Below are 19,455 nucleotides of genomic sequence, written 5' to 3'. Positions count from 1 at the left end.
CCGTGAATGGGAAAGGGGTAACGGGGGTAATGCGGTAACGAATTACCGCGTTACCGGGTGACCGAAAATCGGAGTGCGCCTGAGAGGTGAGAATCGGTTAGAGCAGGGTGCCGACGACGCCGAGCACGAGTGTGATGTACTGCCGTGCGACGGGCTGTGTTTCCACGACGGCGAACGGACCGTTTGAGGACAGGACCGCGGCGACTGGATTCCCTGGCTCAAGCCCGGGGATCTGCGAACGCAGCGCATGGACCATGAGCGCGAGCTGGATCGCCTCCTGCGGGTTCTCTTTGGTCCCCGCAAGGATCGACAGCCCGACATCACGCTCAGCGGTCAGAATCGACGTATCAGGGCCACCGTCGACACGGATTACCAGACACCGCTCAGGCAAGTCGCCCGACGGCTCCTGATGCGTGACGACGACGCCCTGGCAATACGATTCAGGACGAGCCGCCAGAGCCTCCCGAAACCATCCGGTGAGGAACAGCATCAGGTCGGCATGGATGACCAGCGGGTCAGCCACGAGCCACATACCGGAGCGCGTTCACGAGGTTGCCTGTCTTGGCCTCGACCAGCATCGTTTTCCAGTCGGTGCCGACGACGATGGCGAAGGCGCGGTACGAGGTTTCGCGCATCCGCACTTCGATGCCATCGCGGTAGTCGCCAGAGTCAACCGGGGCCGTCATGCGCGCCACGATCGCCACCTCATCAGCAACATCTTTGACGAGCCGCCGTACACCGGCCGACTTGCCCATCTCGACGAAGAACGAGTCGTTGAACTTCACCCGGACACCTCCACAAGCGGTACTTCCATCGGTGGCGCCCAGCCCGTGAATGGACTGACATCCGCCTCGGGAACTGCGTCGACGGTGTACGTATGAGAACCAGATTTCACCCGGTCGCCGTCTACGATGTCCGTCGCAGGCGGGCAGTAGAGACTCTTCTGTGTGACGACCTGCGTCCGTGTGGCGCTCGGAACCGCCGCGCTTGACGACGACGCTACGAAAGCGTCATAGACGGTGATCGTGTCAGGATCGTCCCAACTGCCCTGAGTCGGGCTCGTGGGGTCGTAGGGGTTGTCGATGAGCTTTCGACGCTCACGGGTTACTGTTTGGCCGAATGGAAAGTCCATCAGCGCACCCGGTAGGGATCGAGGGAATCCTTTTCGGACTGCAACAGCGGAATGCCCGCCGCCACACCACCGACCGTGCCATAACGCACCGACGCCGGCCCGACCGTCTGGGAGACGATCCCGGCCGGCGACGATCCCGCACGCGACGCGAGCCCCGCGATGATGCCAGCCACGTCAGCGGGCACGATCTCGTAACCGTGAGAAACGGTCAGCACGATACCGCCCAGCTCACACGACCACCGCCCGCGGGAAAGCTCGAGCATGCCCTTGTTCGACTTGCGAATGAGCGAAAGTACATCCACGCCGTCACTCGTGCAAGCGATGACCTGGCCGAGCTTCATGGTCGGCAGCATTAGGGTCTTGCTCCCGTCGCCGTCCATCTCGAATTCCTGAACGATGACGGGCGAGATGTGCCAGCCGCAATAGCTGCGCACCGTCTGGTTCGCAGCATCCAGCCAGAACTGGCGATCGACGTTCAGCACGTCCACGATGTTCGGAATGCTCACGCCGATCACCCCTATTTCGTGGCCAGAGTGGCGGACTTGTTGGCGGGCGTCTTGGCTTTTTCGGCTTCGGCTGCCTCGGCGGCCGCGACCTTCTCGGCTTCGGCATGAGCCACCGCTGCGGCCTCGGCATCAGCGATGACCTTGGCGGCAGCGAGAGCGGACTCGTTAACCTTCACGTGCACGGTCTCAGCCGCAGCCGGCCCCTTGCACGCCTTGGCGCTTTCAGGCTGCTGGCCCTCATCGAACTGCCAAGTCGAACCGCGGTACTCATAGTTCTTCAAACCCACGATGGGCTCCTTTCAAGAGTTAGGGCGGGAGGGGCGCTAACCCCTCCCGCGGGTAGAGCTAGACGACGGGGGTGACCGTGATCTTCACGAGACCGGCCGGGACGCGGGTCGCGAGTGCGGCGCGTCGCTGAGCGCGCAGCGTCACGCGATCGTTGATGAAGTCGTCCTGGTTGGAGTTCGTCATCTCGACGCGAACGCCACCCTTGGTGTAAAGCGTGGCGGCGTCCAGGAACGCGCCGACGAGCGCAGTTCCAGACGGAACGAACGGCGACACAACGATCCGCAGTCCATCCCAGAGGGACGAACCGTCGATGACCGCTCCGTTGCCGTACGCGCCGGTGAAGAATCCGCCGCCGTAGTACTGGCCGTTGCTGTCCTTGGCCTTGCGCATCGCAACGAAGTCGGCACGGTTGAGCAGCACGGCGTCAGCCGAGAGTCCGTCCGTGTTGTCTTCGATGAGTGTGGTCGCGTCGAGGATTGCCTCGGCAAGGGGGACGCCCTTGGCGGTTGCGGTGAGCGTCTGCACGCCCGACACGTTGAGCAGGCCGGTGAGGTGGGCGCCGGTTCCGTTGCCGGTCAGGACCTCGCGCTCGACGGCTCGGGCGAGGCGGCGGATCAGGCGACCGTCGATCTCGCCGGAAAGCAGGGCGAGGTCCTCGAAGTACTCGTCGGTGACCTTGGTGTAGCCCGCAAGAGTGCGCAGGTACGCGATCTTCGGCGTCGGGTCAGCGATGTGCAGCTGGGCCTTGGTGCCGTTCTCGGCCACGGCGTCCACGTCACCTTCGATGACGCCCTCGATAAAGTACTGGATCGCACTTCCGATGGTGATCGTTCCCTGACCCAGCATGCTGGAGACGGGGGTGAGGTCCTGGGCACCGCGCACGAGAGTGCGGTCGGTCTCCACGAGGAACGCGTCAAGCGGGCCCGATACGCCGCCACCGGTGACGTGGGTGTCGGTGTTGGCCTTGTACTCGGTCTTGGTGGAGACGCCGGCACCCTTGACGCCGCGGGTGCGGGCCAAGGTCTCGGTGCCAACGCTCTTGATGAAGTGAGCGCTGAGGGACTTCGCCTCGGCCTCAGCTCCGCCGTCGAGGGGTGCCGCGGGGTCTTCGGCGCGGAACAGGCCCTTGAGGTCGGCAAACGACTTCTCGGAACGCGAGACGCGCTCGAGCTCGGTGTCGAACCCCTTGACCTCGGTGACGAACCCGTCGAACTGAGTCATCTCCTCGTCGGTGGCCGACCGGCCGGCAGCCTTGGCGCCGGTGATGATTGCTTCCGCTGCTTTGAGAGCAGCGGCACGCTTTTCCTTGAGGGTCATTTCTGATCCCCCTTCTGCCCGAGGGCGTAAATGGTGAGTTGTGCCGTCATGTCTCGAAGTGCGGGCGCGCCGGTCAGTTCCTCGGACTTGACCCGTGAGGGTTCCTCGTCCTTGACCTCGGGGGCACCGGATGACTTCTCGTCACTTGTGACCGTTTTGAGAACTTGCCCGAGCGCCTCATGAGCTGCCCGGACATCTCCCTCGCTCTGTGCCGACAAGGGTCGGCCAGACTTGATATCCGCAATCAGCAACTCAGTTGCCGACTTGACGGAAAGAATTTCAGTTTCCTGATTTGCCCCAATGGGGACCACGGAGACCTCGTGAAGCTTGAGCTTCCGAAGTTCGTAGTAGAAGCCCTTTTCCTCGGAGTCGACGTAAGCGCCTTCGATCACGTCGTAGGCGAAACTCATCATCGTGACGCGGCCCTCGCGCAGCAGCTTCTGGGTCTGCTTGGCGTTGTTGGTCTCGAGGTCGAGCTGCACGCGCACGAACAGGCCGCGGTCATCTTCCTTGGCCTCGACGGTGACGCCGATGTTCATGTACGGGTCGTTCATCTGGTGTGCCCAGTAGCACGGGACGCCCGCCCCCTTGGGGCCGTAGTCAGCCAGGGACTCCGCGAACGCTCCGGCGACGATGATGTCGCCGTAGCTGTCCTTGTTGCCGAAGATGGCGGCGTACCCCTCGAACTGCCCTTCAGCGAGTCCGTCAGTCTTGAGATCGACGGTGAATGATTTGGTCTTCATGAGCCCTCCTCCGGGCATGAAAAAAGGCCACCCGAATGGATGGCCTTTCGTCGTGTTTGAGATTGTCTAGTCATGCTCGTGTAGCCACGTGTCTTCTACGCGGTCGTTGGCAGCGCGGGCCATGGATCGGGCCTGACCCTTCGCAATACCCGCGCCCATCAGGTCATCGATCAGTTCCCGATCCCAGCGCCCGCGGTCCCAGAAGTCATGCACGCCGGCCGATTTCTGAGACGTGACGGCCTGACGCTGGCGCTGCGCAAACTTGAGCAGCACATCATCGAACGCCTTGCCATCCTGGGGTGACGCCTGACCGCCGACGAGCACGTTCAGCGGAACGATCAGATCGTCCGTGCCTTCCTTGAACGGGAGGTTAAGTCGGGCGCGGCCCTCAGCGCGACTCATCCACGGGCCACCGACAGCGGTCGACATGACGTCGGCTTGCTCTTCGAATGATCCGCGCATCTTGGCCTCGATATTGGCCTCGACATAGATCTTCGAATCGGGCTCGATCAGTGGCACGAGCGCCGTGTTGACCATCTGCTCCCACGCCACGATGTACGGCCCCAGCGCGGGGCCGTAGAGCATCTGCTTGAACGCCTTGATGTTCGAGAACGTGCCCTCGCGGGCGCCGACCAGCTCGGGGGCGATGTAGTAGGCCGAACAGACTTCGATGTCGGAGAGTCGGCGGCCTTCGAGGTCGTTCGTGTCTCGGGGGCGGAACGCGTTGACATCCTTGTACTTCATGCCATCTTCGAGAACCGGAGTGCCGCCAGACTGGCCACCGCCGCCAGTGAATGACTTCCACGTGCGGGCGAAACGATCTCGGGCGATGTCCGACGACCAAGGCTTCTCGCGTTCAAGAACACCCGGGATACGCGCGCCGTTCTTCCAGATCGATCGCCGATACGCAACGGCCTCAGTCTGCTCAGCCAGCAGATCCTTCAGCGTGCGCAGTGGCGATGTGCCGTTCACGCCGTTCTCTGAGTAGCCGACGTCGATGAGGTATTCGGCAGGATCGTACAGACCGAACTTGCCGTTCGATCCGAAGATCTTGACCTTCTCGATCTGCCCGAACCCGTTATTCAGGAACCGCACCCGAGTTGCCGGGATGCGCACGAGCTCGTAGCCATCGTCATGCTGGATGATCTTGGCGCAGAACTTGTCATGAATCAGGCCATCGATCAGCAGGCTCTCCCAGAACCGATACGGCGTCATGGCCGGCGCCCGTGACGGGCGGCGAAGCAGGTCGGCCAGGGGGCCCTCGGTTACGCGCACACGGTCATCGTCGCTGCGACGCTCGAACACGTGCAGCGGTACCGATGCGAGGTTGCGGGCAGCGAACCCGACGACCTTGCGAACTGACGGCTGGTTCTCCCACGCGGGGCCATAGTCTCGGTCGCCGATGGTCAGAGTGTTGCGATCATCGAAGACCTCGTAGCCGAGCGTGTCGGCAGTCGCCGACCACGGCCCGATCTTGCCCAGGCTCTGGAATGTCGCCATCACGTCACCTGCACATAGTTGATCTTCGAGACGGGGACGATGACAACGCCGTCGACGGGATACGGTGACGGCCCACCGACCGACTCGACATCACGCAGCGTCAAAGACGTGCGGGTCGCCGAATCAACGACGCCGCGCAGCGATGCGCTATCGCTCACCACGATGACGCGCTGACCGGTCAGCAACTTGAACTCGCGCATGCGGGCTCCTTTCAGATCAGAGGACCATGAGGTCGTTGTCCTCGTAGTAGCTGGCAGTGGAATCGGCAGAGGGAAGAGTCTCGAGGCCGTAGAGCGCATTGGACAGTGCGACCAGCGGGGCGATGTCCACGACCGACGCCGTGCGATCCCAGACCTGCACCTCACCTAGCCGCTTGGTCACGCCACCACTGACGGCGATATCGAGCAGCCCCTGTGATCGGTGGCGAATTGTTCGGTCGCGCACTCGGTCTCGGATGCGTCCAGCGCTTGACCCGAGGGCCATGCCGGAGATTTCCACGATCGTGAAGCCCAGTTCCCGCAACGGCTCTACAAACTCCGCAGCGGGGCAGCCACGGGCCTGAATGGCAATGTGTGTGATCCCGAATTTCTCACAGATCTTCGCCACCACGGCCGGAACCCACAGCATGCCCGCGCGTTGCGCGATCACCTCGCCGTGAATTAGGCCGTCGTCGCGGTAGCCGGCGACCGACAGGAACGACATCGCCCGGTTGCCCGAGGTGTCGATACCGAGCACGAGCTGTGATCCCTCAGCGAGTGTTGAACCCTCGTTGATCTCATCGGGCGCATCCGCGCAGTCGATCCACCCGCCGTTGTCGAGGTAGGTGGCAACCGCGGCCGTCACCCACTGACACAGCACCTCGGTACGGTACTCACGGTCAGGCATGCCCTCACGGTCGGCCCGGATCGAGTCGAGAGTAATGACGCCGTGCCCGATTGACGGATTGGCTTGCAGAATGCCCTGCACGTCATCGGGGGCGCAGGCATCAGGTGCAGACCACTCGAAGATGCCGAGGCTCGTGTCGTGCCCGTTCGCGAAGTCTTCGATGTCCTGGACGCCGGACTCGACCATCGATTCCCACGCCTCGATGAACGCGAGAGCGGCTTTCCGCTGATGGAGCAGAACCACGGAACCCGAGTCGCCGGCGTTGGAGATGCCGATGAGCTGCGAGTTGAACACAGCCTTCGTCGTCTGCGAGATAGCCGCCCAGGCATCCCACGTGCGCTGCTCGCGCAATTCGTCCATGATCACCCGGGCTGCAGACTTGCCACGACCGGCGCCACGGTTCGCCGCGCGGATCTCGTAGACCGTCTTGTTCTTGAGGATGAGCGCTTCGAACCCGTGAGAGCCGCTTATCTTCTCCGTCGAGCCACTGAGCGCGGGGATCGATTCATCGTCGAGCGGGTCGCAGAATCGCCCCACGGCCGCCCATGCGTCCCGGGCGATGTCGAGGTTCTGCGCCGTACCGAGCACCTTGAAGTCTCGCGGGTGAACGTCTTCGGGGAAACGGTCGGAGTCTACGAACAGCCACCACGCGGCCAGGACGGTGATCAGCTTCGTCTTGCCGTTTTGGCGAGCCACGAGGCCGATCACTCGCTTGAATCGGTAGGTGCCGTCGTCGTGGATCTCGAGGGCATGTATCAGGAACCAGACCTGCCATGGATAAAGAGTGACGCGCAGGAACATGAGCGCGAAGTCGACGACCTCGAACCCCATCGACGTCTCGCGGGTCAGTGGCCGGAGAGGCTTCGTCCAGATGCGCGGCTCCTCGAAACCGAAGACGACGTTACGCGGATTGCTTCCGCTTCTCGGCTTGCTCGCGCTTGAAACGCTCAAGATCAGTCTCAACCTTCGGTGCGGGGAGCGGACCGCCCTTTGGCTCCAAGGCCTTACGCCCTGCAGGGGTGAACCCGAGCTGATCGCAGTACTTCAGATATGCGGAGATTGAGACGTTGTCGTTTTGCGGAACCGATGGCCGCGTTTCGGATTGGGCCGCATCGTCCAGGGCGAAGTCGACAATCACGTCCCACGCCTGAATCTTGCGAGCCAGGGCCCGTAAAGCCTCCACAGCGCCCGCATCGATCGGTTTGAGGCCGGCAGCCTCGATAGACAGTTCAGTGGCAGCTATCAGGTCCATAAGCGCCGACCCTTCTCGTGCGTGCGTGACCCCCTCCAAAAGTTGGGGAGAGAGGAAGCCCTAAATGGGGAGGTAGTCCACCGTTTCGGACTTTTGAAATGTTGACGCCCCTACCCCCGGGTGGTGGCGAGGCAGGGAATCACGTGAGGCAGCAGCATTTCCCGCTGTTCAACGGTCAGTGACGTCGCATCCATGATGCGGTCAGCGATGACGCCGCGTGCTGCGTGCAGACTGTGCGGCGTGACGACGGCGACCGGCTCGATGCCGAGGTTGCGCGCCTCCATGTATCCGCTTGCCTTATTGGCAGCCATGACGACGATGCGTAGCGCGGTCATGGAGTCTCGGTGACCCATGCGTTACCGGCAACCTCGATGGCTCCGAGCCCGTGAATGGTGAGCGTCACGACCGTGGACGATCGAACCAAGGGTCCGCCGGGCACATCCATCTTGCGGCCGACAGTGACGATGCGGTATTCGCTCAGCGTCCCTGATGCTTGGGTGCCGTCTGTCAGTGCAACGCGGATCTTCTTGCCGAGTAGCCGAGGCGTGAGAGAGTCGACGGTCAATCCGTCAGCTTCGACGATGCCAACGTTGGCCGTCATGCGATGTCCAGAGTGCATGCCGCGAGGATCGCAGACACGGCGCCCATGTCGCGGGCGATCTTGTCGGCTTCTTCCTGAGTCAGCTCTGAGGTGCGCCGAACCACGTTGTTCGCGTATCCGGTGATGTCTTCCTGCTCTACCTCATCGATGATGATCGAGAACGGCGTCTTGGATGCGTCGCCTACGTGGAGCATGGGGAGTTCGAGGATCTTGATACGAGCCATGATGGGTGGCCTTTCTCTGTTGGTGGTCTATGCCAGCCAGTCACGGCTGAGGATGCCGAGCCCGGGGCGTGGTGCCTTGTTCAACGGGCTAGGTGCCCGAGGTCGAATCGCTTATGGCAGGGGATGCAACGCGGCTGATACCGGTCTGGGTCCATGCTGTACGGCGGATTCCCGGTAATGAGTTCCGCGTACATCTCTTCAGGATCGGTGTGATCGTATGACCACTGCGCGGCACGACCGCCGCAGTCCGCGCACGTATGAGTGGAGGCCTTGCCGCGGTCAGTGGCGAGTCGATCATGAGCGGCGTTGTAGCTGGTCGCCGTGCGATAGTGAGCGGATCGATTGCCGCATGAGTTTGTCGAGCCGTTCAGGAGGCTTCCGGTCTGGGATACGCTCCCCGCACCGCAGTCGCACAGACCATTCCAGTTGTTACTGTCGCGGCGGCTGACCATTACCAGCGAACCGAAACGTTGCCCTGTCAGGTCCTTATGGGGCCGCACATTGACGTAGAGCGGGTCGCCATGCCGGTACCACTTCATGTAGTGGGAACCGCACATGTTGCGGTTCTGGTACTTCGGATTCGTACAGGTTTCGACTGAGCAGATAGACTCCACGTCAGCCCTCCAATCAAGTCGCATTGATTCAGGGTCAGGCCCGGGCGAGTGTGCCAACACTCGGTTTCGGGCCGCTTTCATTCTAGCCAATTGCGGCTCAGCACCCCAAGTCCTGGACGAGGTGCTTTGTTGCCGCGCTCCCTATTGCAGGATGAGTGTGAGGGTTTAAAATTCGAGGGGTCTTCGTAGTGCTCCGGGTGGGTGCTCGCCGGGTAGTAGTGGTCAAGCTCGAATGAATCCTCACGGCCATGCTCGTCATAGTTGACAGGCTGCCCGCACAGCCAGCACCGGGCGCCGATCGAACCGTCTGCCTGGACCTCGTTCTCGCACTCCTCGCGGTACACCCGCTTCAGCTCGCGCATGTTGCGCGTCGACTTGTGGTGTTGGCTCACGTCATCCCCTCCTCGCTAGGCTGGCCTCAACTACTAAGGGGAACCATGTCTAAGATCACGCTTGCTCTGGCCGCTGCAACGATCCTGCTGCTCACGGGGTGCTCGTCTTCGGTGACGGTCCCTGATGTTGCGGGCATGAACGGTGCCGAGGCGCGGGACACCTTGGAGTCGGCGGGCTTCGCTGTCGAGTGGGATGCGGATGGACTGGTCCTGGTCGCGTCGAACTGGGATGCCGGAGCGACTGTGCCGGCCGCGGGCGAATCGCTGGACGATGGCGCTGAGGTGGTCGTGTCACTGAGTAAGCCTGAGGCCGAGCCGCGCGAGGTGGAGGAAGTCGAGCCGACGCCTGAGCCGACCGTGGAACCTGCCGCTCCGGTACAGCCATCGGACAACGTGACAGCGTCTGGGCTTACGACCGGCACGGCGAAGGCGGTGTGCGAGTCCACCGGAGATGATTCATTCCCGTATGGATTCAACGGGTCTTGGACATGGGATGGCACGTATCAGGTTGTTGACGACACGATTTTCCTGAAAGCGAGCGCGAAGGTGACCAACCAGTTCGACGCCGAAATGAGCGTGACCGTGGAATGCACCGTGTCGGGCACTGATGACGCACCCGGCGTGGACGCGTTCAACACCTACTGAGTTGGCGGCTGCGGTTTCGAACCGCCTGCGTATCGGTTATCCCGGCGCGCTCCCAGTGAGCCGTACCGCCATGCCCCGACACTTGGCCGGGGCAAGACTATGTAGTGCTGATGTTCAGCGCCAGGGTGGCCGCTCCGTGCTCATCCCGGCTGAGTACGAGCGTGAGGCGTACCCCGCGGATCTGAAGGCTCAGATTGGCTTGTGCATGCTTGGCGACTGTGGTGGTCACTTCTTGACCTGCCGCCCGGACTGGGTGAACATTTCCAATACCATCGCTTCGGCGCCCAGGTTCGACCAGCCGGCGTTGACGTACTGATTCTTGATTCCAGTCATGACCGCAACGGGCGACGCGGCTTCATCGATGACCTTCATCATCAATTCCGTAGCGCGTCGACTGTCCGTGTCGGCGGCAACCTTGGCGGCCAGCTCTTCGTCGGTCATGCGGGAATATCCAGCGCGCGGATCGCGTCATTCATGGCGGCATGCGCGGCGAGTGCTGCTCGGGTCGACGCGCGGAATTCAGCGCGAGTGGACGATGACGGAGTGAGCGAGCCGAACCGGGCGGCAGCGGCATCGCGCTGGCGATCCTCGGCTGTGACGTACGCGGCGAAGAGGGCGGCGAGTTCGGTGCGGGTCACGAGCGCACCTCCAGCACCTTGTCACGCGGCACGAGCATGGTGAAGCGGCCGAAGTCTTCAACGGTGACGCTCTTCACGTTGACCCTGACGACGGTGAACCACGACCTGCCCTTGCGGATCAGGCGAGCGGCCTGCAACTCGGCCTCGGTGAACGCAACCGGCGCATACTTGGCTGCCTGATTGGCGCGGTGAGCGGCGGCGACTTCGGCTTTCTGCGCGGCGATTGCGGCGTTAGCTTCGGCGATACGGGCGTCAATGGCGCGTGCCCCTGCCTTGGAGAGTGACCGGCGCTGGGAGAGGGTGGACATTAGGCGGCGACCTTTAGGGACTCGTTCAGGGTTCGGCATCCGGCCGCGTCGATTGCCTCGATCGCTTGCTGATGCCGCGCAGCGCCTTCGATCCCGGCGACTGCATTGCGCTTGTGCATCCCGATTCGGTAGGCGTGATCTTCCCGGGTGGCTTCACCCCAGCGCGTCTCGGTGCCGTCACCTAGGGCGAACTTCGATTCCAGGAGTTCGGCCGTCCACTGTGTTCGGACTTCCCTCATGAACGTGCCGATGATCGCGGTCAGCCCCTTATCCGACTCTCGCCGGTAGTGGTCGCGAGTGGCTTGCGCTTCTGATTGATACTGTCGGGTCTTCTCGGCACGCTCAGCATTCTCAGGCACTGCCGCCCAGACGCCCCACCTGTTCGTTCCCCAGTTGGGCTCCACGGTGCGGGTCTCTGCGTCTCGCTCGACATTCAGTGTCTCGCGGCGCTTTCGGCCCTTGACCTGCCCGTACAGATAGGCGACTGCGAGGGCGTCGACGTCTTCGCGACTCATGGCCGCGGCCGATACCTTGAGGAAGTGGAGAGGTGCCAGCTTCTCGGATGCCGCGGTAACGATCGACTGCGCCCGCGCTTGCAGATCACTTGCCTTCGCCATCGCTGATCACCTCGGACAAGTCGCTCATGTTCGCATCGGATTCGGATTCCTGCACGGGCATCCGCGACTCAGTGTCAGCGAATATTCCGCGGATCAGATCCTTTTGGCTGGCACTGAGCGGCGGTGCAGCGTCGACCACACGCTTGATGTACGCGGCCACCTTGGCCTCTTGGCTCTCGGCGCTCATGCGGCGACCTCGATGGCGGTTCCGGCTGCGATCATGTCGTCTGCGACGTCGGTCATGAGTCGTGCGTCGCGGCCGTAGATGTCGACGTGGGTGGCGTAGCGTGCGCCCTTGTTGTTGACGCGGAAGGTGATCAGGAGAGGGCGGCGAGTCTTGGTGGCCTGTGTCGTTGTCATGTCTCAAGCGTAAGGGCATTTTCATAATGGCGCAAGTCCGTTATAATCAAAACATGATCTCAGAGAAACATGCCGTGCTGATTGCCGAATTCGCTGAAAAAGCGGCCGAGCTAAACGCGGAACTCGCGGATGTGGCCAAGAGCCGAAATAAACTAATTCGCCACATGCTGCGGCTGGGTGCCACGCCGAGCGAACTCTCTCACGTGACCGGCATGAGCCGCATGCGCATCTACCAGATCAAGGACGGCAAGTAGTCAGCACTCCTCAACCACCCGTTCGCCGTCATCCTGCACGGCGTACGCTTCCTCAAGCTCAGCGGGGGTCACTGGCGACTCAGGCGCTCGTCGTGGCGATCCTTGCGCCGTGCAGCCCGTTTCTGGTCGCCGGTGACGCAGTAGCTGCATCCGCCGGCTTGTGAGTCAGGGCAGCGCTTAGTGGAGTGCAGTCGGCCACGGTGGTCCCGGTTACCCTTGCTCATTGGTTAGTCATTCCAGAACCGCCCTGTCCTGTACTGCGACTGTGGTTCGCGGCCTCGCTTGAGGTCACGCTTGGCGAGTCGCCGCTGATCCTTGCTCGGTAGGCGTTCGGATTCGTAGGTGACGCGAAAGCCTTTCACGGCTGAGTCTGCGGCCGGTGCGAGCAGATCCTGGCAAGTGTGATCACCGGGTAGCGGTTGCCGCACTCGGGGCACTCGCGGGGGTTTGCCATCAGTGCGCCTCCATGCTGAATCCGATGCGGGCCTGAACGATGCCGCGAGGGTCTTGCCACGAAAGCTCCGTGCTCGCCTGTGAGCCCTGTTTGTCAGGCTCGGGAGCGTCGGTCTTGGCGGGGTCGTGCCGGTGTCCTGAGCGCCATTCCTTGACGCGTGAGTAGCGCATGGACTGGATGAACGCACCGCAACTGCAAGACTCGCGCATCCTGGCCTTTCAAGTAGGTCCCACCCATCCGTGCAGGGGATCCAAGGTGCGGGGCCCTTTGCCGTGAGAAAGCAGGAAAGAGGCGGCGTTCACACGATGGGCGGGAAGAGTTGGGGGCGACTTAGACGCGCTCAGGCCAGAACCACGCGCCGATCTGGCCGTGTTCCTTCGCCGGGGGCTGGCTGGTGATCCAGAGGCTGTCGTTGCCGTCGAGGAACAGCTGACCGTTCACGAGGTCGCCGCCCCAGACGCGCACGATCAGGAGCGGGTAGACATCGCCTTCACGGGCAACATTGCCGGTCTTGGTCGCGTGTCCCGCCTGCGTGCGCTGGGAGTTGATCTGCTTGGCGTTCTGCTCGGTGATGCGGAACTGGACGATTCGCCCAATGCTCGGCGTTGGGGTGACGGTAATAGCGGTCATGATTACTCCTTGGTGTTGGTAACTGCAGGGTGGGAAGCTTGGGCGACTCAGACGCGCGGGGGCCAGTTCCAGCAGCCGGGCGCGGGCTCTTCGCTGAACGGCACGTCCTCGTTGAAGAACATTCCGATGGGGTTCAGGATGCACAGCGATGCGGCGGGGAACTCTCCATCTGAGGTGACGGCCGTGACGATGGCAGCACGAGGCAGGGGCAGGAACTCGCCGCCCGGGGTGCCGTAGCTCTGGTAGTGAACAATTCGCCCGATGGTCGGCTTCATGCCTTGCGCTCCCCATCGTCAAGCGCGGCCACGATCGCAGCGAACACGTGGTCTTTGGCGCGCTGTTCGGGCGGGAGGCTGTCGTACTCGATCAGGCACGGGTGCGTCTTTGCATCTGCGTCCTTGAGCTCGCCCCAGATCCAGCCGTCGTTCTCCTTGAACACGCACCAGGATTCGTGCAGCTGCTCGGCGGTCTCGCCATCAAGGGCTTTCTGCACGCCTTCGATCGCGGACGCACGCTGCCACTCGGGCGCGTCAGCCCATGCGGGAGACGGTACAGGGTCGCCGGTCACGGTCTGGATGGCACGGTTCGCCTCGTGGCAGACCTGAGCAATGGCTGAAACGTCGATGATGTGCCCCTCATTTGCTTGACTGGTAAGTTCCGATTTGCGCTCAAGTCGCCTGCATCCCAATGATTCAGGGGGCGAATTGGTTGCGCGGTGATTGATCGAAAGTGGACGGCGGTGGCTGGCAACCCTGCCGGGTCTTCGCGCCAGTTGACACTCAACACCAGTGCACCAGTGATGAGCCGCGTGCCGTCGAGGGCCACGCAAGTTTTGGGGTGTCCACCACGGGGCAGCGATAACAGCGTGGTCTGCGCTGGCTGCCATTCGGTACCCGTGGACTCTCGCCGTGGCTTTCACGCCCGCGAGCAGACGGTGGTTCGTCAGCCTGTTTCCCCGCTCGAATGACAATGATTGGCGGCGGGGCCAAGGGGAGAGGTTTGCCGATCTGTCCCGGCTCTGGTCCCGGCATAAGGAACCCATTACCTTGAGCTATGCCGCTCAAGAACTGCGAGGCGTCGTGAAGAATTGAACTTCACTGAATCATCATGCCGACCATGCATTGTCAGCACTATCTGAACCATCCACGCCATATGTCTTCGCACAGTTGCCAGGGCATCCCGTAGGACACCCCGGCACTGGCAAGGCGGCATCCGTAGATGCTGCAGGCCCGGTTCGCGATGCGGGATGGGCTTCCCTCGATAGCACCTTGCGGTGTCGTTGCGGAGGCGGGATTTGAACCCGCGATCTTAGGCGTATGAAACCCATGAGATGACCGAACTTCTCTATTCCACAATGAGCCCCGTATGCGTCTGCGGGACAACCAGTACGTGTGAGCCAGCCTTACGTCGACTGTTTATGCTCGCTGCCTTGCCACCGCCGAGCAGCGGTGAACGGCTCATTCCGGTTGGGTTTGAGTGGCAAGTGATTGGAGGCGGCGACTACGGCAGTCGCCGCCAGCTCGTTCTACCTGCACACGGTGAGCTAACCGGCATGACGGGCATGTAGCCCTGCAAGAGTGATTCGGCCGCGACTCGCCCGCAGATGCCCATGATGAGGCTGGTGAGTGTCGGGGGTGGACCGAAAAGGGAACGAAAAAGGCCGCCACGTGGGGGGACGTGACGGCCTGAATCGAAAAATGCCAGCGAGTCTCTGTTAGAGTTCTGGCCAGCACGCTCAGACTAGCCGCTTTTTGCCTCCACTTCAACCCCAACATCCTCGGCCCCATCGTCGGCCGCCGAATACCCCAACCGGGCCGCGAGTTCCACGAACTCCTCGGGCAACCACAAGAACTTGCACGCCCCACATTTCGCCCCAACAGACCGGCCCGTCTCCCGATCCAGGGTGATCTTGAGCGTCGAGGATCGCTTCTCTTCGCCGTCGACCACGCGCAGCACGTACCGCTCGCCACACTCAGGGCAGGCGTTCGGGATCTCGCGCGTCTTGGCCGGGTTGAAGAAGTCCTCGATACGGCGTACCCATTCCGCGGCGAGCTGCACCGCTGAGTATTCGCGCCGTTCGAGGTACACGGCAGGTACCCGGTCGAGGTTCGTCGCCTTCACCTCGAGGACGTACGCGGTCAGGTCGTCGGTCTGCCCGGCCCACAGCCTCACGTAATGCTCAGCCGTGCCGTATGGGGTCGGCGTGTTCGTTCTGGCAGCGAGTACGGCGGTTGCCTGGTCCGTGATTTCTTCGAGCAGGTCGACGGCCGCAGCATCCATCGGCAACTTCGGGCCGCCACCGATCGCACCGCCACCCTCGCCACCGGAGAAGATCGCCGCGCGCAACTGCTCCAGCAGACCGGGGACGGTCGCAACCGCTGTGCCGGCGTCCCGTTCGAGGATCACCGGGTGGTCCTGAGTCAGTTCGCTGATCAGGACGTTGAAGGTTTTCGGTTCGGTCATTTCTTCCCCTTGCGTTTCCGTGCAATCAGATTCGACCCGACCTGAATACCGACAGCAATCGCCATCCAGCAGAGCGGCATCAACGGCGGGATGGGCGCGATCATCTGCAACCCGATCACCATGTACATTCCGCCGAGCATCGAAACCCACAGCTGCACGTCGAGGACGTCGACCAGGGGTTTCCTTGAGGTCTGCACGGTCACAGATGCTACGTCCTCGGGCTGGTCCTTGTGGCGACTCATGCGCGCCGCCGTTCGTTGCGCTCTTTGACCAGCGATTCCCGATCACTGGCACGCTTGAATCCGATCTCGTAGAACGCACGGCGAATCCCGACATATCCGTCGTTGTCGCGATTCCCGAATTTGGCATCGAGACTCCCGTCCGTGGCGGCCCACATCACCAGCACGACCCAGACAATTAGCCCGAGCATGGCCAAGCTGCCGACGATGACAGCGATCACGGCGCTCATGCTGCGACCTCCTCAGTGGCCCATTCCCATTGCGGCCATTCGTCCATCCATGAAGTTGTGATGTGCCCGGTTCGATCGATCGCGGGAACGTAGTCGTCGCGCATGTCGTCGGAGTCGTCGCCCTCATAGACCGCGTTTCCGTTGTCAAACCACCCCTGAAGAGAGCACTCACGGCCACTGACACGAGCGTGGCCTTCTCCATCGTGAGTTCTTGCATCGTTCCAGTTGAACCATTCGCAGTCGCAGTTGGGGTAGCTGCGGCACTCAGCGTCGGCCGGTGCAGTACAGGCAAATGTCACCGTGTCGACCACGCGGCGTTCGTCTTCCGTTTCCTCATCGTCCAGCTTCGTGATCACCGTTACGGTGTGAAATTTGCTATTCATTCTCAGTCGCCTTTCACGTTCAGGATCTGTCGGAGAGTGTGCTTGATTTCCACAAGGTCTTGGGCGTCTTCCATCACGACGTCGATGTCCTTGTAGGCACCGGGGATCTCGTCGAGGAACGCATCAGTGTGCCGCCACTCGATGCCCTCCATGGCCGCATCCAACTGCTCACGGGTGAACGTCTTGCGTGCGGCAGAGCGGGAGTACTCGCGGCCGGCTCCATGGGGTGACGAGTTCAGCGAGAGCGCGTTGCCCTTGCCCTCGACCACGTAGCTGCGGGTGCCCATCGATCCGGGCACCAGTCCTGCCGTGCCCTTGCCTGCGTCGATCGCGCCCTTGCGGGACAGATAGACGTCCTTGCCGTAGTGGCGCTCGCGGGTCGTGTAGTTGTGGTGGCAGTTGACACGCTCCGACTCGACAATTTCGCCGCCGATCCACCGCTCGAACTGGTCCATCAGGCGGTCCATCATCTCCTCACGGTTGAGCAGTGCGAACTCCTGAGCCCATTTCAATTCAGCAATGTAGCGGTCGAACTCCGGCGTGCCCTCCACGAGGTAGGCGAGATCCGGGTCGGGGAGCACGATCCAGTTCTTCGCGCAGTAGGCCTGAGCGACCTTGATGTGCGCCTGGGCGATCTTGTTGCCGACCCCACGAGACCCGGAGTGGAGGAACAGCCATACCCGGTCTTCCTCATCGAGTGAGACTTCGATGAAGTGGTTCCCGGATCCGAGCGAGCCGAGCTGCATGTGCCAGTTTGGTGAACGGTCGGCAGGATTGAACCCGGCACGGTTGGCCAGCACCTCGAGGTCGAAGATGCGCCGCTTCGCTGAATCCGTGACGCTGCCGTTGTACTTCCCGGCCGACAACGGAACCGAGCGTTCCACGTTCTCGCGCAGGTCGCTCAAAGGCAGCGCGCTCGCCTTGATGTCGTCCGCGGTGAACTGGGTGCGCACGGCGATCATGCCGCATCCGATGTCCACGCCGACGGCCGCGGGGATGATGGCGCCGAGCGTTGGGATCACGCTGCCGACGGTCGCGCCCTTGCCGAGGTGAGCGTCCGGCATGAGCGCCAGGTGCGGGAAGATGAACGGCATTGTGGATGCGCGCTCGGCCTGCTCGCGGGTGTTGTCTTCGAGGATGGATGCCCAGTTGTAGAGCTTCTTGTTGATGCGGTTGACGGTCATTCGGTCTCACTTTTCCGCACCGGGATCACCCAGCGCTGCCTAAACGGGAAATACTCTCCTGCACCCAAGTCGCCGGGACTGAATCCCAGCGCGGCGACTTGAGCTTCAAGACCGGCCCTGCCCAGTTCGGCAAGGTCGGCCTCGTGAATGCGGATCTCATACCCGCCACCTACTAGGGCGGTGAGCTTGATCTGCGGGGGTGGCGACTGCGGCGGGCCCTCGATTGCCTTCACGTGAGCACCAGCAGGGACGCAGCGAGCAGGATCACGGCGATGGTCAGCCATGCACCGACCGCCCTACCCACGAGACCAGCCCGCCGCGATGATCACGTCAGCCCTGATGCCAGCACGTGCCATCCGCCGCTGCCGCTGGTTCTCGTCCTTATCGACCCACGCGTCCTTGTCGAAAGCGTGCGGGTCGACCATCTCAGCGAGGTCGTCGCGGGCGCTCACCGTGTCTCCGTCATGATCGTCGTCGTGACCGTGCGGCGCGGGTTCGTGCAGTCGACCTTTTGGCACGGTCCCCATCCAGCAACGCCGCCGAAATCGCACTGCTGGGATACGGTCGTGGTGCCGGTGGGCTTGACGTAGCCCGCCAGAATCAGCTCGTCGGCCGTCTTGTCGATCAGTGGCCCCATGTCCCGGCCGAGAAGATGAGGGGCGGCCTTCGCGGGGAAGTTGCTCGCGTTGACCAGGACGTTGCCGACGACGCCTCGCAGCTCATCCCGTGCGGTGGTCATGACGCGACCACTTCCCATTCGGTTGCCGCGATTCTCATGATGAGTGCTCTGGGAAACTTTGTCGCATTCGGATCAGGCTCGATCCGGTTTTTCCAGAACTCCACGTCGGCCTCGGCTGACTCCTTGGATGCATGCAAGGTGTCGTGGCCCACTGTCGTGATCCGCACCCCCCACTCAACAGTGGTCGGCGACTCAGCGGCTTCGAGGGCGTCACAGAGTCCGGTGAACGCCCGGCTAGCATCCGATTTGGGACAGAGGGCCGCGATGCGGCGACCCTCTGCGATCAGTTCCGCCCGGTTACTCATCGTCGCCGGTCCGAATCTCGCGGCCAGTCTCTTCGAGCGTCGTCTGGATACTCTCGAGTGCTGAACTGGGGTTTTCGTAGGCCTCGTCGGTGATGCGGTCGTTGATCTCGTCAAGCGCCTTGTTGGCGAATTCGACGGCGTCGGCGGCTTCGTGGAGCAGCTCGCCGTTATCCTCCCAGTCACTGTGAGAGCGCAATCTTGCGATCAGTTCCGTGTTGCTCACAGCGACACCCCCAGTACCTTGCAGTAGCCGCGCCCGGGTTTGTCGTCCAGGTTGCACGACCACGTGTGCGCCATGTCCCACTTTTCCTGCCGTACCCGGGCCGCCGCGATCATTGTCCCGGTCACGCCCATCCCGAACAGGCGGCTCTCCACGTCGTCCACGGTCGGGGTCGGGTACTCGAATTCGAGGGCATCCATCACGTCGGTGTCCGCGTGGGCCAGCTCGGCCATTTCGCGGACGGTGTTGCAGCCGGTCGCGCCGATGAACTCGGTTTCGACGCTCAACCAGATTTGCTTCTTGCTCATGCGTCCTGCTCGTCTCTGGCCTCT

General features: G+C 62.4%; 38 protein-coding genes and 1 tRNA gene. 2 read left to right on the top strand and 37 right to left on the bottom strand.

Annotation, left to right across the window (positions count from 1 at the left end; translation table 11 throughout):
- Positions 1 to 97 precede the first annotated feature (97 nt).
- From D6T64_RS12105 to D6T64_RS12035, 15 genes are all read right to left on the bottom strand, one after another.
- Positions 98 to 523, bottom strand: a complete 426-nt coding sequence (locus D6T64_RS12105; protein WP_147364546.1) for a hypothetical protein — start codon at positions 521 to 523, stop codon at positions 98 to 100.
- The gene (locus tag D6T64_RS12100; protein ID WP_233551106.1) at positions 516 to 785 is read right to left on the bottom strand and encodes an HK97 gp10 family phage protein; all 270 of its coding nucleotides are present in this window, start codon (positions 783 to 785) and stop codon (positions 516 to 518) included. The genes D6T64_RS12105 and D6T64_RS12100 overlap by 8 nt, the downstream gene beginning before the upstream one ends.
- A complete protein-coding gene (locus tag D6T64_RS12095; RefSeq protein WP_119974932.1) occupies positions 782 to 1,132 on the bottom strand; it encodes a hypothetical protein in 351 nt (116 codons plus the stop codon). The genes D6T64_RS12100 and D6T64_RS12095 overlap by 4 nt, the downstream gene beginning before the upstream one ends.
- Positions 1,132 to 1,638 carry a hypothetical protein gene (locus D6T64_RS12090; protein ID WP_147364545.1) on the bottom strand — a complete coding sequence of 169 codons (507 nt, stop codon included), beginning with the start codon at positions 1,636 to 1,638 and terminating at the stop codon, positions 1,132 to 1,134. The genes D6T64_RS12095 and D6T64_RS12090 overlap by 1 nt, the downstream gene beginning before the upstream one ends.
- Before the next feature lie 11 nt (positions 1,639 to 1,649).
- Positions 1,650 to 1,925: a hypothetical protein gene (locus D6T64_RS12085; RefSeq protein WP_119974930.1), complete on the bottom strand. Its 276-nt coding sequence runs from the start codon at positions 1,923 to 1,925 to the stop codon at positions 1,650 to 1,652.
- Between the two features lie 58 nt (positions 1,926 to 1,983).
- Positions 1,984 to 3,243 (bottom strand): phage major capsid protein, encoded by a 1,260-nt coding sequence (locus tag D6T64_RS12080; protein ID WP_119974929.1) that lies wholly within the window; start codon positions 3,241 to 3,243, stop codon positions 1,984 to 1,986.
- The gene (locus D6T64_RS12075; RefSeq protein WP_158594877.1) at positions 3,240 to 3,986 is read right to left on the bottom strand and encodes an HK97 family phage prohead protease; all 747 of its coding nucleotides are present in this window, start codon (positions 3,984 to 3,986) and stop codon (positions 3,240 to 3,242) included. The genes D6T64_RS12080 and D6T64_RS12075 overlap by 4 nt, the downstream gene beginning before the upstream one ends.
- Before the next feature lie 66 nt (positions 3,987 to 4,052).
- On the bottom strand, positions 4,053 to 5,486 hold the full coding sequence (locus D6T64_RS12070) for a phage portal protein (protein WP_119974927.1): 1,434 nt from the start codon (positions 5,484 to 5,486) through the stop codon (positions 4,053 to 4,055).
- On the bottom strand, positions 5,486 to 5,686 hold the full coding sequence (locus tag D6T64_RS12065; protein WP_119974926.1) for a hypothetical protein: 201 nt from the start codon (positions 5,684 to 5,686) through the stop codon (positions 5,486 to 5,488). The genes D6T64_RS12070 and D6T64_RS12065 overlap by 1 nt, the downstream gene beginning before the upstream one ends.
- A 16-nt stretch (positions 5,687 to 5,702) precedes the next feature.
- Entirely contained in the window at positions 5,703 to 7,322 is a 1,620-nt protein-coding gene (locus D6T64_RS12060; protein ID WP_199719153.1) for a hypothetical protein, read from the bottom strand.
- A complete protein-coding gene (locus D6T64_RS12055; RefSeq protein ID WP_119974925.1) occupies positions 7,273 to 7,623 on the bottom strand; it encodes a terminase small subunit in 351 nt (116 codons plus the stop codon). The genes D6T64_RS12060 and D6T64_RS12055 overlap by 50 nt, the downstream gene beginning before the upstream one ends.
- Before the next feature lie 110 nt (positions 7,624 to 7,733).
- Positions 7,734 to 7,958, bottom strand: coding sequence for a hypothetical protein (locus D6T64_RS12050; RefSeq protein ID WP_119974924.1), 225 nt, complete (start codon positions 7,956 to 7,958; stop codon positions 7,734 to 7,736).
- Positions 7,955 to 8,224, bottom strand: coding sequence for a hypothetical protein (locus D6T64_RS12045; RefSeq protein WP_119974923.1), 270 nt, complete (start codon positions 8,222 to 8,224; stop codon positions 7,955 to 7,957). The genes D6T64_RS12050 and D6T64_RS12045 overlap by 4 nt, the downstream gene beginning before the upstream one ends.
- Positions 8,221 to 8,448 (bottom strand): hypothetical protein, encoded by a 228-nt coding sequence (locus tag D6T64_RS12040; RefSeq protein ID WP_119974922.1) that lies wholly within the window; start codon positions 8,446 to 8,448, stop codon positions 8,221 to 8,223. The genes D6T64_RS12045 and D6T64_RS12040 overlap by 4 nt, the downstream gene beginning before the upstream one ends.
- A gap of 691 nt (positions 8,449 to 9,139) precedes the next feature.
- Complete coding sequence (locus tag D6T64_RS12035; RefSeq protein ID WP_199719152.1) at positions 9,140 to 9,454, bottom strand: hypothetical protein; 315 nt, start codon at positions 9,452 to 9,454, stop codon at positions 9,140 to 9,142.
- 45 nt (positions 9,455 to 9,499) lie between these two features.
- On the opposite strand from D6T64_RS12035, the gene D6T64_RS12030 reads away from it, so the two are divergent.
- Positions 9,500 to 10,099: a PASTA domain-containing protein gene (locus D6T64_RS12030; protein ID WP_119974921.1), complete on the top strand. Its 600-nt coding sequence runs from the start codon at positions 9,500 to 9,502 to the stop codon at positions 10,097 to 10,099.
- A 225-nt stretch (positions 10,100 to 10,324) separates the two neighbouring features.
- On the opposite strand, the gene D6T64_RS12025 is transcribed toward D6T64_RS12030, so the two are convergent.
- Genes D6T64_RS12025 through D6T64_RS22650 form a run of 6 tightly spaced genes read right to left on the bottom strand, consistent with a single transcriptional unit; the run spans position 10,325 to position 12,022 of the window.
- Positions 10,325 to 10,540: a hypothetical protein gene (locus tag D6T64_RS12025; RefSeq protein WP_119974920.1), complete on the bottom strand. Its 216-nt coding sequence runs from the start codon at positions 10,538 to 10,540 to the stop codon at positions 10,325 to 10,327.
- Positions 10,537 to 10,737: a hypothetical protein gene (locus D6T64_RS12020; protein ID WP_119974919.1), complete on the bottom strand. Its 201-nt coding sequence runs from the start codon at positions 10,735 to 10,737 to the stop codon at positions 10,537 to 10,539. The genes D6T64_RS12025 and D6T64_RS12020 overlap by 4 nt, the downstream gene beginning before the upstream one ends.
- Positions 10,734 to 11,045: a hypothetical protein gene (locus D6T64_RS12015; RefSeq protein ID WP_119974918.1), complete on the bottom strand. Its 312-nt coding sequence runs from the start codon at positions 11,043 to 11,045 to the stop codon at positions 10,734 to 10,736. The genes D6T64_RS12020 and D6T64_RS12015 overlap by 4 nt, the downstream gene beginning before the upstream one ends.
- A complete protein-coding gene (locus tag D6T64_RS12010) occupies positions 11,045 to 11,662 on the bottom strand; it encodes a hypothetical protein (protein WP_119974917.1) in 618 nt (205 codons plus the stop codon). Before D6T64_RS12010 ends, D6T64_RS12015 begins: the two co-directional genes overlap by 1 nt.
- On the bottom strand, positions 11,646 to 11,849 hold the full coding sequence (locus tag D6T64_RS12005) for a hypothetical protein (RefSeq protein ID WP_119974916.1): 204 nt from the start codon (positions 11,847 to 11,849) through the stop codon (positions 11,646 to 11,648). The genes D6T64_RS12010 and D6T64_RS12005 overlap by 17 nt, the downstream gene beginning before the upstream one ends.
- Complete coding sequence (locus tag D6T64_RS22650) at positions 11,846 to 12,022, bottom strand: hypothetical protein (protein WP_158594876.1); 177 nt, start codon at positions 12,020 to 12,022, stop codon at positions 11,846 to 11,848. Before D6T64_RS22650 ends, D6T64_RS12005 begins: the two co-directional genes overlap by 4 nt.
- A gap of 53 nt (positions 12,023 to 12,075) precedes the next feature.
- On the opposite strand from D6T64_RS22650, the gene D6T64_RS12000 reads away from it, so the two are divergent.
- Complete coding sequence (locus D6T64_RS12000) at positions 12,076 to 12,276, top strand: hypothetical protein (protein ID WP_119974915.1); 201 nt, start codon at positions 12,076 to 12,078, stop codon at positions 12,274 to 12,276.
- Positions 12,277 to 12,729: 453 nt separating this feature from the next.
- On the opposite strand, the gene D6T64_RS22645 is transcribed toward D6T64_RS12000, so the two are convergent.
- The 16 genes from D6T64_RS22645 to D6T64_RS11925 all read right to left on the bottom strand — a co-directional run bounded on the left by D6T64_RS22645 (position 12,730) and on the right by D6T64_RS11925 (position 19,431).
- Positions 12,730 to 12,900, bottom strand: a complete 171-nt coding sequence (locus D6T64_RS22645) for a hypothetical protein (protein WP_158594875.1) — start codon at positions 12,898 to 12,900, stop codon at positions 12,730 to 12,732.
- Between the two features lie 160 nt (positions 12,901 to 13,060).
- Positions 13,061 to 13,360 (bottom strand): hypothetical protein, encoded by a 300-nt coding sequence (locus D6T64_RS11990; protein ID WP_119974913.1) that lies wholly within the window; start codon positions 13,358 to 13,360, stop codon positions 13,061 to 13,063.
- Positions 13,361 to 13,407: 47 nt separating this feature from the next.
- A complete protein-coding gene (locus D6T64_RS11985) occupies positions 13,408 to 13,635 on the bottom strand; it encodes a hypothetical protein (RefSeq protein ID WP_119974912.1) in 228 nt (75 codons plus the stop codon).
- Positions 13,632 to 13,928: a RyR domain-containing protein gene (locus D6T64_RS22895; protein WP_199719151.1), complete on the bottom strand. Its 297-nt coding sequence runs from the start codon at positions 13,926 to 13,928 to the stop codon at positions 13,632 to 13,634. The genes D6T64_RS11985 and D6T64_RS22895 overlap by 4 nt, the downstream gene beginning before the upstream one ends.
- A 711-nt stretch (positions 13,929 to 14,639) precedes the next feature.
- Positions 14,640 to 14,714, bottom strand: a tRNA-Met gene (locus D6T64_RS11975).
- Between the two features lie 386 nt (positions 14,715 to 15,100).
- Positions 15,101 to 15,823 (bottom strand): DUF7341 domain-containing protein, encoded by a 723-nt coding sequence (locus D6T64_RS11970; protein ID WP_119974910.1) that lies wholly within the window; start codon positions 15,821 to 15,823, stop codon positions 15,101 to 15,103.
- Positions 15,820 to 16,026: a hypothetical protein gene (locus D6T64_RS11965; protein WP_147364544.1), complete on the bottom strand. Its 207-nt coding sequence runs from the start codon at positions 16,024 to 16,026 to the stop codon at positions 15,820 to 15,822. Before D6T64_RS11965 ends, D6T64_RS11970 begins: the two co-directional genes overlap by 4 nt.
- Before the next feature lie 35 nt (positions 16,027 to 16,061).
- Positions 16,062 to 16,292: a hypothetical protein gene (locus tag D6T64_RS11960; protein WP_119974908.1), complete on the bottom strand. Its 231-nt coding sequence runs from the start codon at positions 16,290 to 16,292 to the stop codon at positions 16,062 to 16,064.
- The gene (locus D6T64_RS11955) at positions 16,289 to 16,675 is read right to left on the bottom strand and encodes a hypothetical protein (RefSeq protein ID WP_119974907.1); all 387 of its coding nucleotides are present in this window, start codon (positions 16,673 to 16,675) and stop codon (positions 16,289 to 16,291) included. Before D6T64_RS11955 ends, D6T64_RS11960 begins: the two co-directional genes overlap by 4 nt.
- A 2-nt stretch (positions 16,676 to 16,677) precedes the next feature.
- Positions 16,678 to 17,859, bottom strand: coding sequence for an RtcB family protein (locus D6T64_RS11950; RefSeq protein WP_119974906.1), 1,182 nt, complete (start codon positions 17,857 to 17,859; stop codon positions 16,678 to 16,680).
- The gene (locus tag D6T64_RS11945) at positions 17,856 to 18,092 is read right to left on the bottom strand and encodes a hypothetical protein (protein ID WP_119974905.1); all 237 of its coding nucleotides are present in this window, start codon (positions 18,090 to 18,092) and stop codon (positions 17,856 to 17,858) included. The genes D6T64_RS11950 and D6T64_RS11945 overlap by 4 nt, the downstream gene beginning before the upstream one ends.
- Before the next feature lie 63 nt (positions 18,093 to 18,155).
- Positions 18,156 to 18,311, bottom strand: a complete 156-nt coding sequence (locus D6T64_RS22640; protein WP_158594874.1) for a hypothetical protein — start codon at positions 18,309 to 18,311, stop codon at positions 18,156 to 18,158.
- Positions 18,308 to 18,598, bottom strand: a complete 291-nt coding sequence (locus D6T64_RS11940) for a hypothetical protein (protein WP_119974904.1) — start codon at positions 18,596 to 18,598, stop codon at positions 18,308 to 18,310. Before D6T64_RS11940 ends, D6T64_RS22640 begins: the two co-directional genes overlap by 4 nt.
- Entirely contained in the window at positions 18,595 to 18,903 is a 309-nt protein-coding gene (locus D6T64_RS23225; protein WP_119974903.1) for a hypothetical protein, read from the bottom strand. The genes D6T64_RS11940 and D6T64_RS23225 overlap by 4 nt, the downstream gene beginning before the upstream one ends.
- Positions 18,896 to 19,126, bottom strand: coding sequence for a hypothetical protein (locus D6T64_RS11930; protein ID WP_119974902.1), 231 nt, complete (start codon positions 19,124 to 19,126; stop codon positions 18,896 to 18,898). Before D6T64_RS11930 ends, D6T64_RS23225 begins: the two co-directional genes overlap by 8 nt.
- Positions 19,123 to 19,431, bottom strand: coding sequence for a hypothetical protein (locus D6T64_RS11925; protein WP_119974901.1), 309 nt, complete (start codon positions 19,429 to 19,431; stop codon positions 19,123 to 19,125). The genes D6T64_RS11930 and D6T64_RS11925 overlap by 4 nt, the downstream gene beginning before the upstream one ends.
- Between the last annotated feature and the right edge of the window lie 24 nt (positions 19,432 to 19,455).

The organism is Cryobacterium melibiosiphilum, assembly GCF_003602235.1.
Classification (GTDB): Bacteria; Actinomycetota; Actinomycetes; order Actinomycetales; family Microbacteriaceae; genus Cryobacterium; species Cryobacterium melibiosiphilum.
The sequence above is the reverse complement of the archived record's forward strand: the minus strand, read 5'-3'. Positions and strand labels throughout refer to the sequence as shown.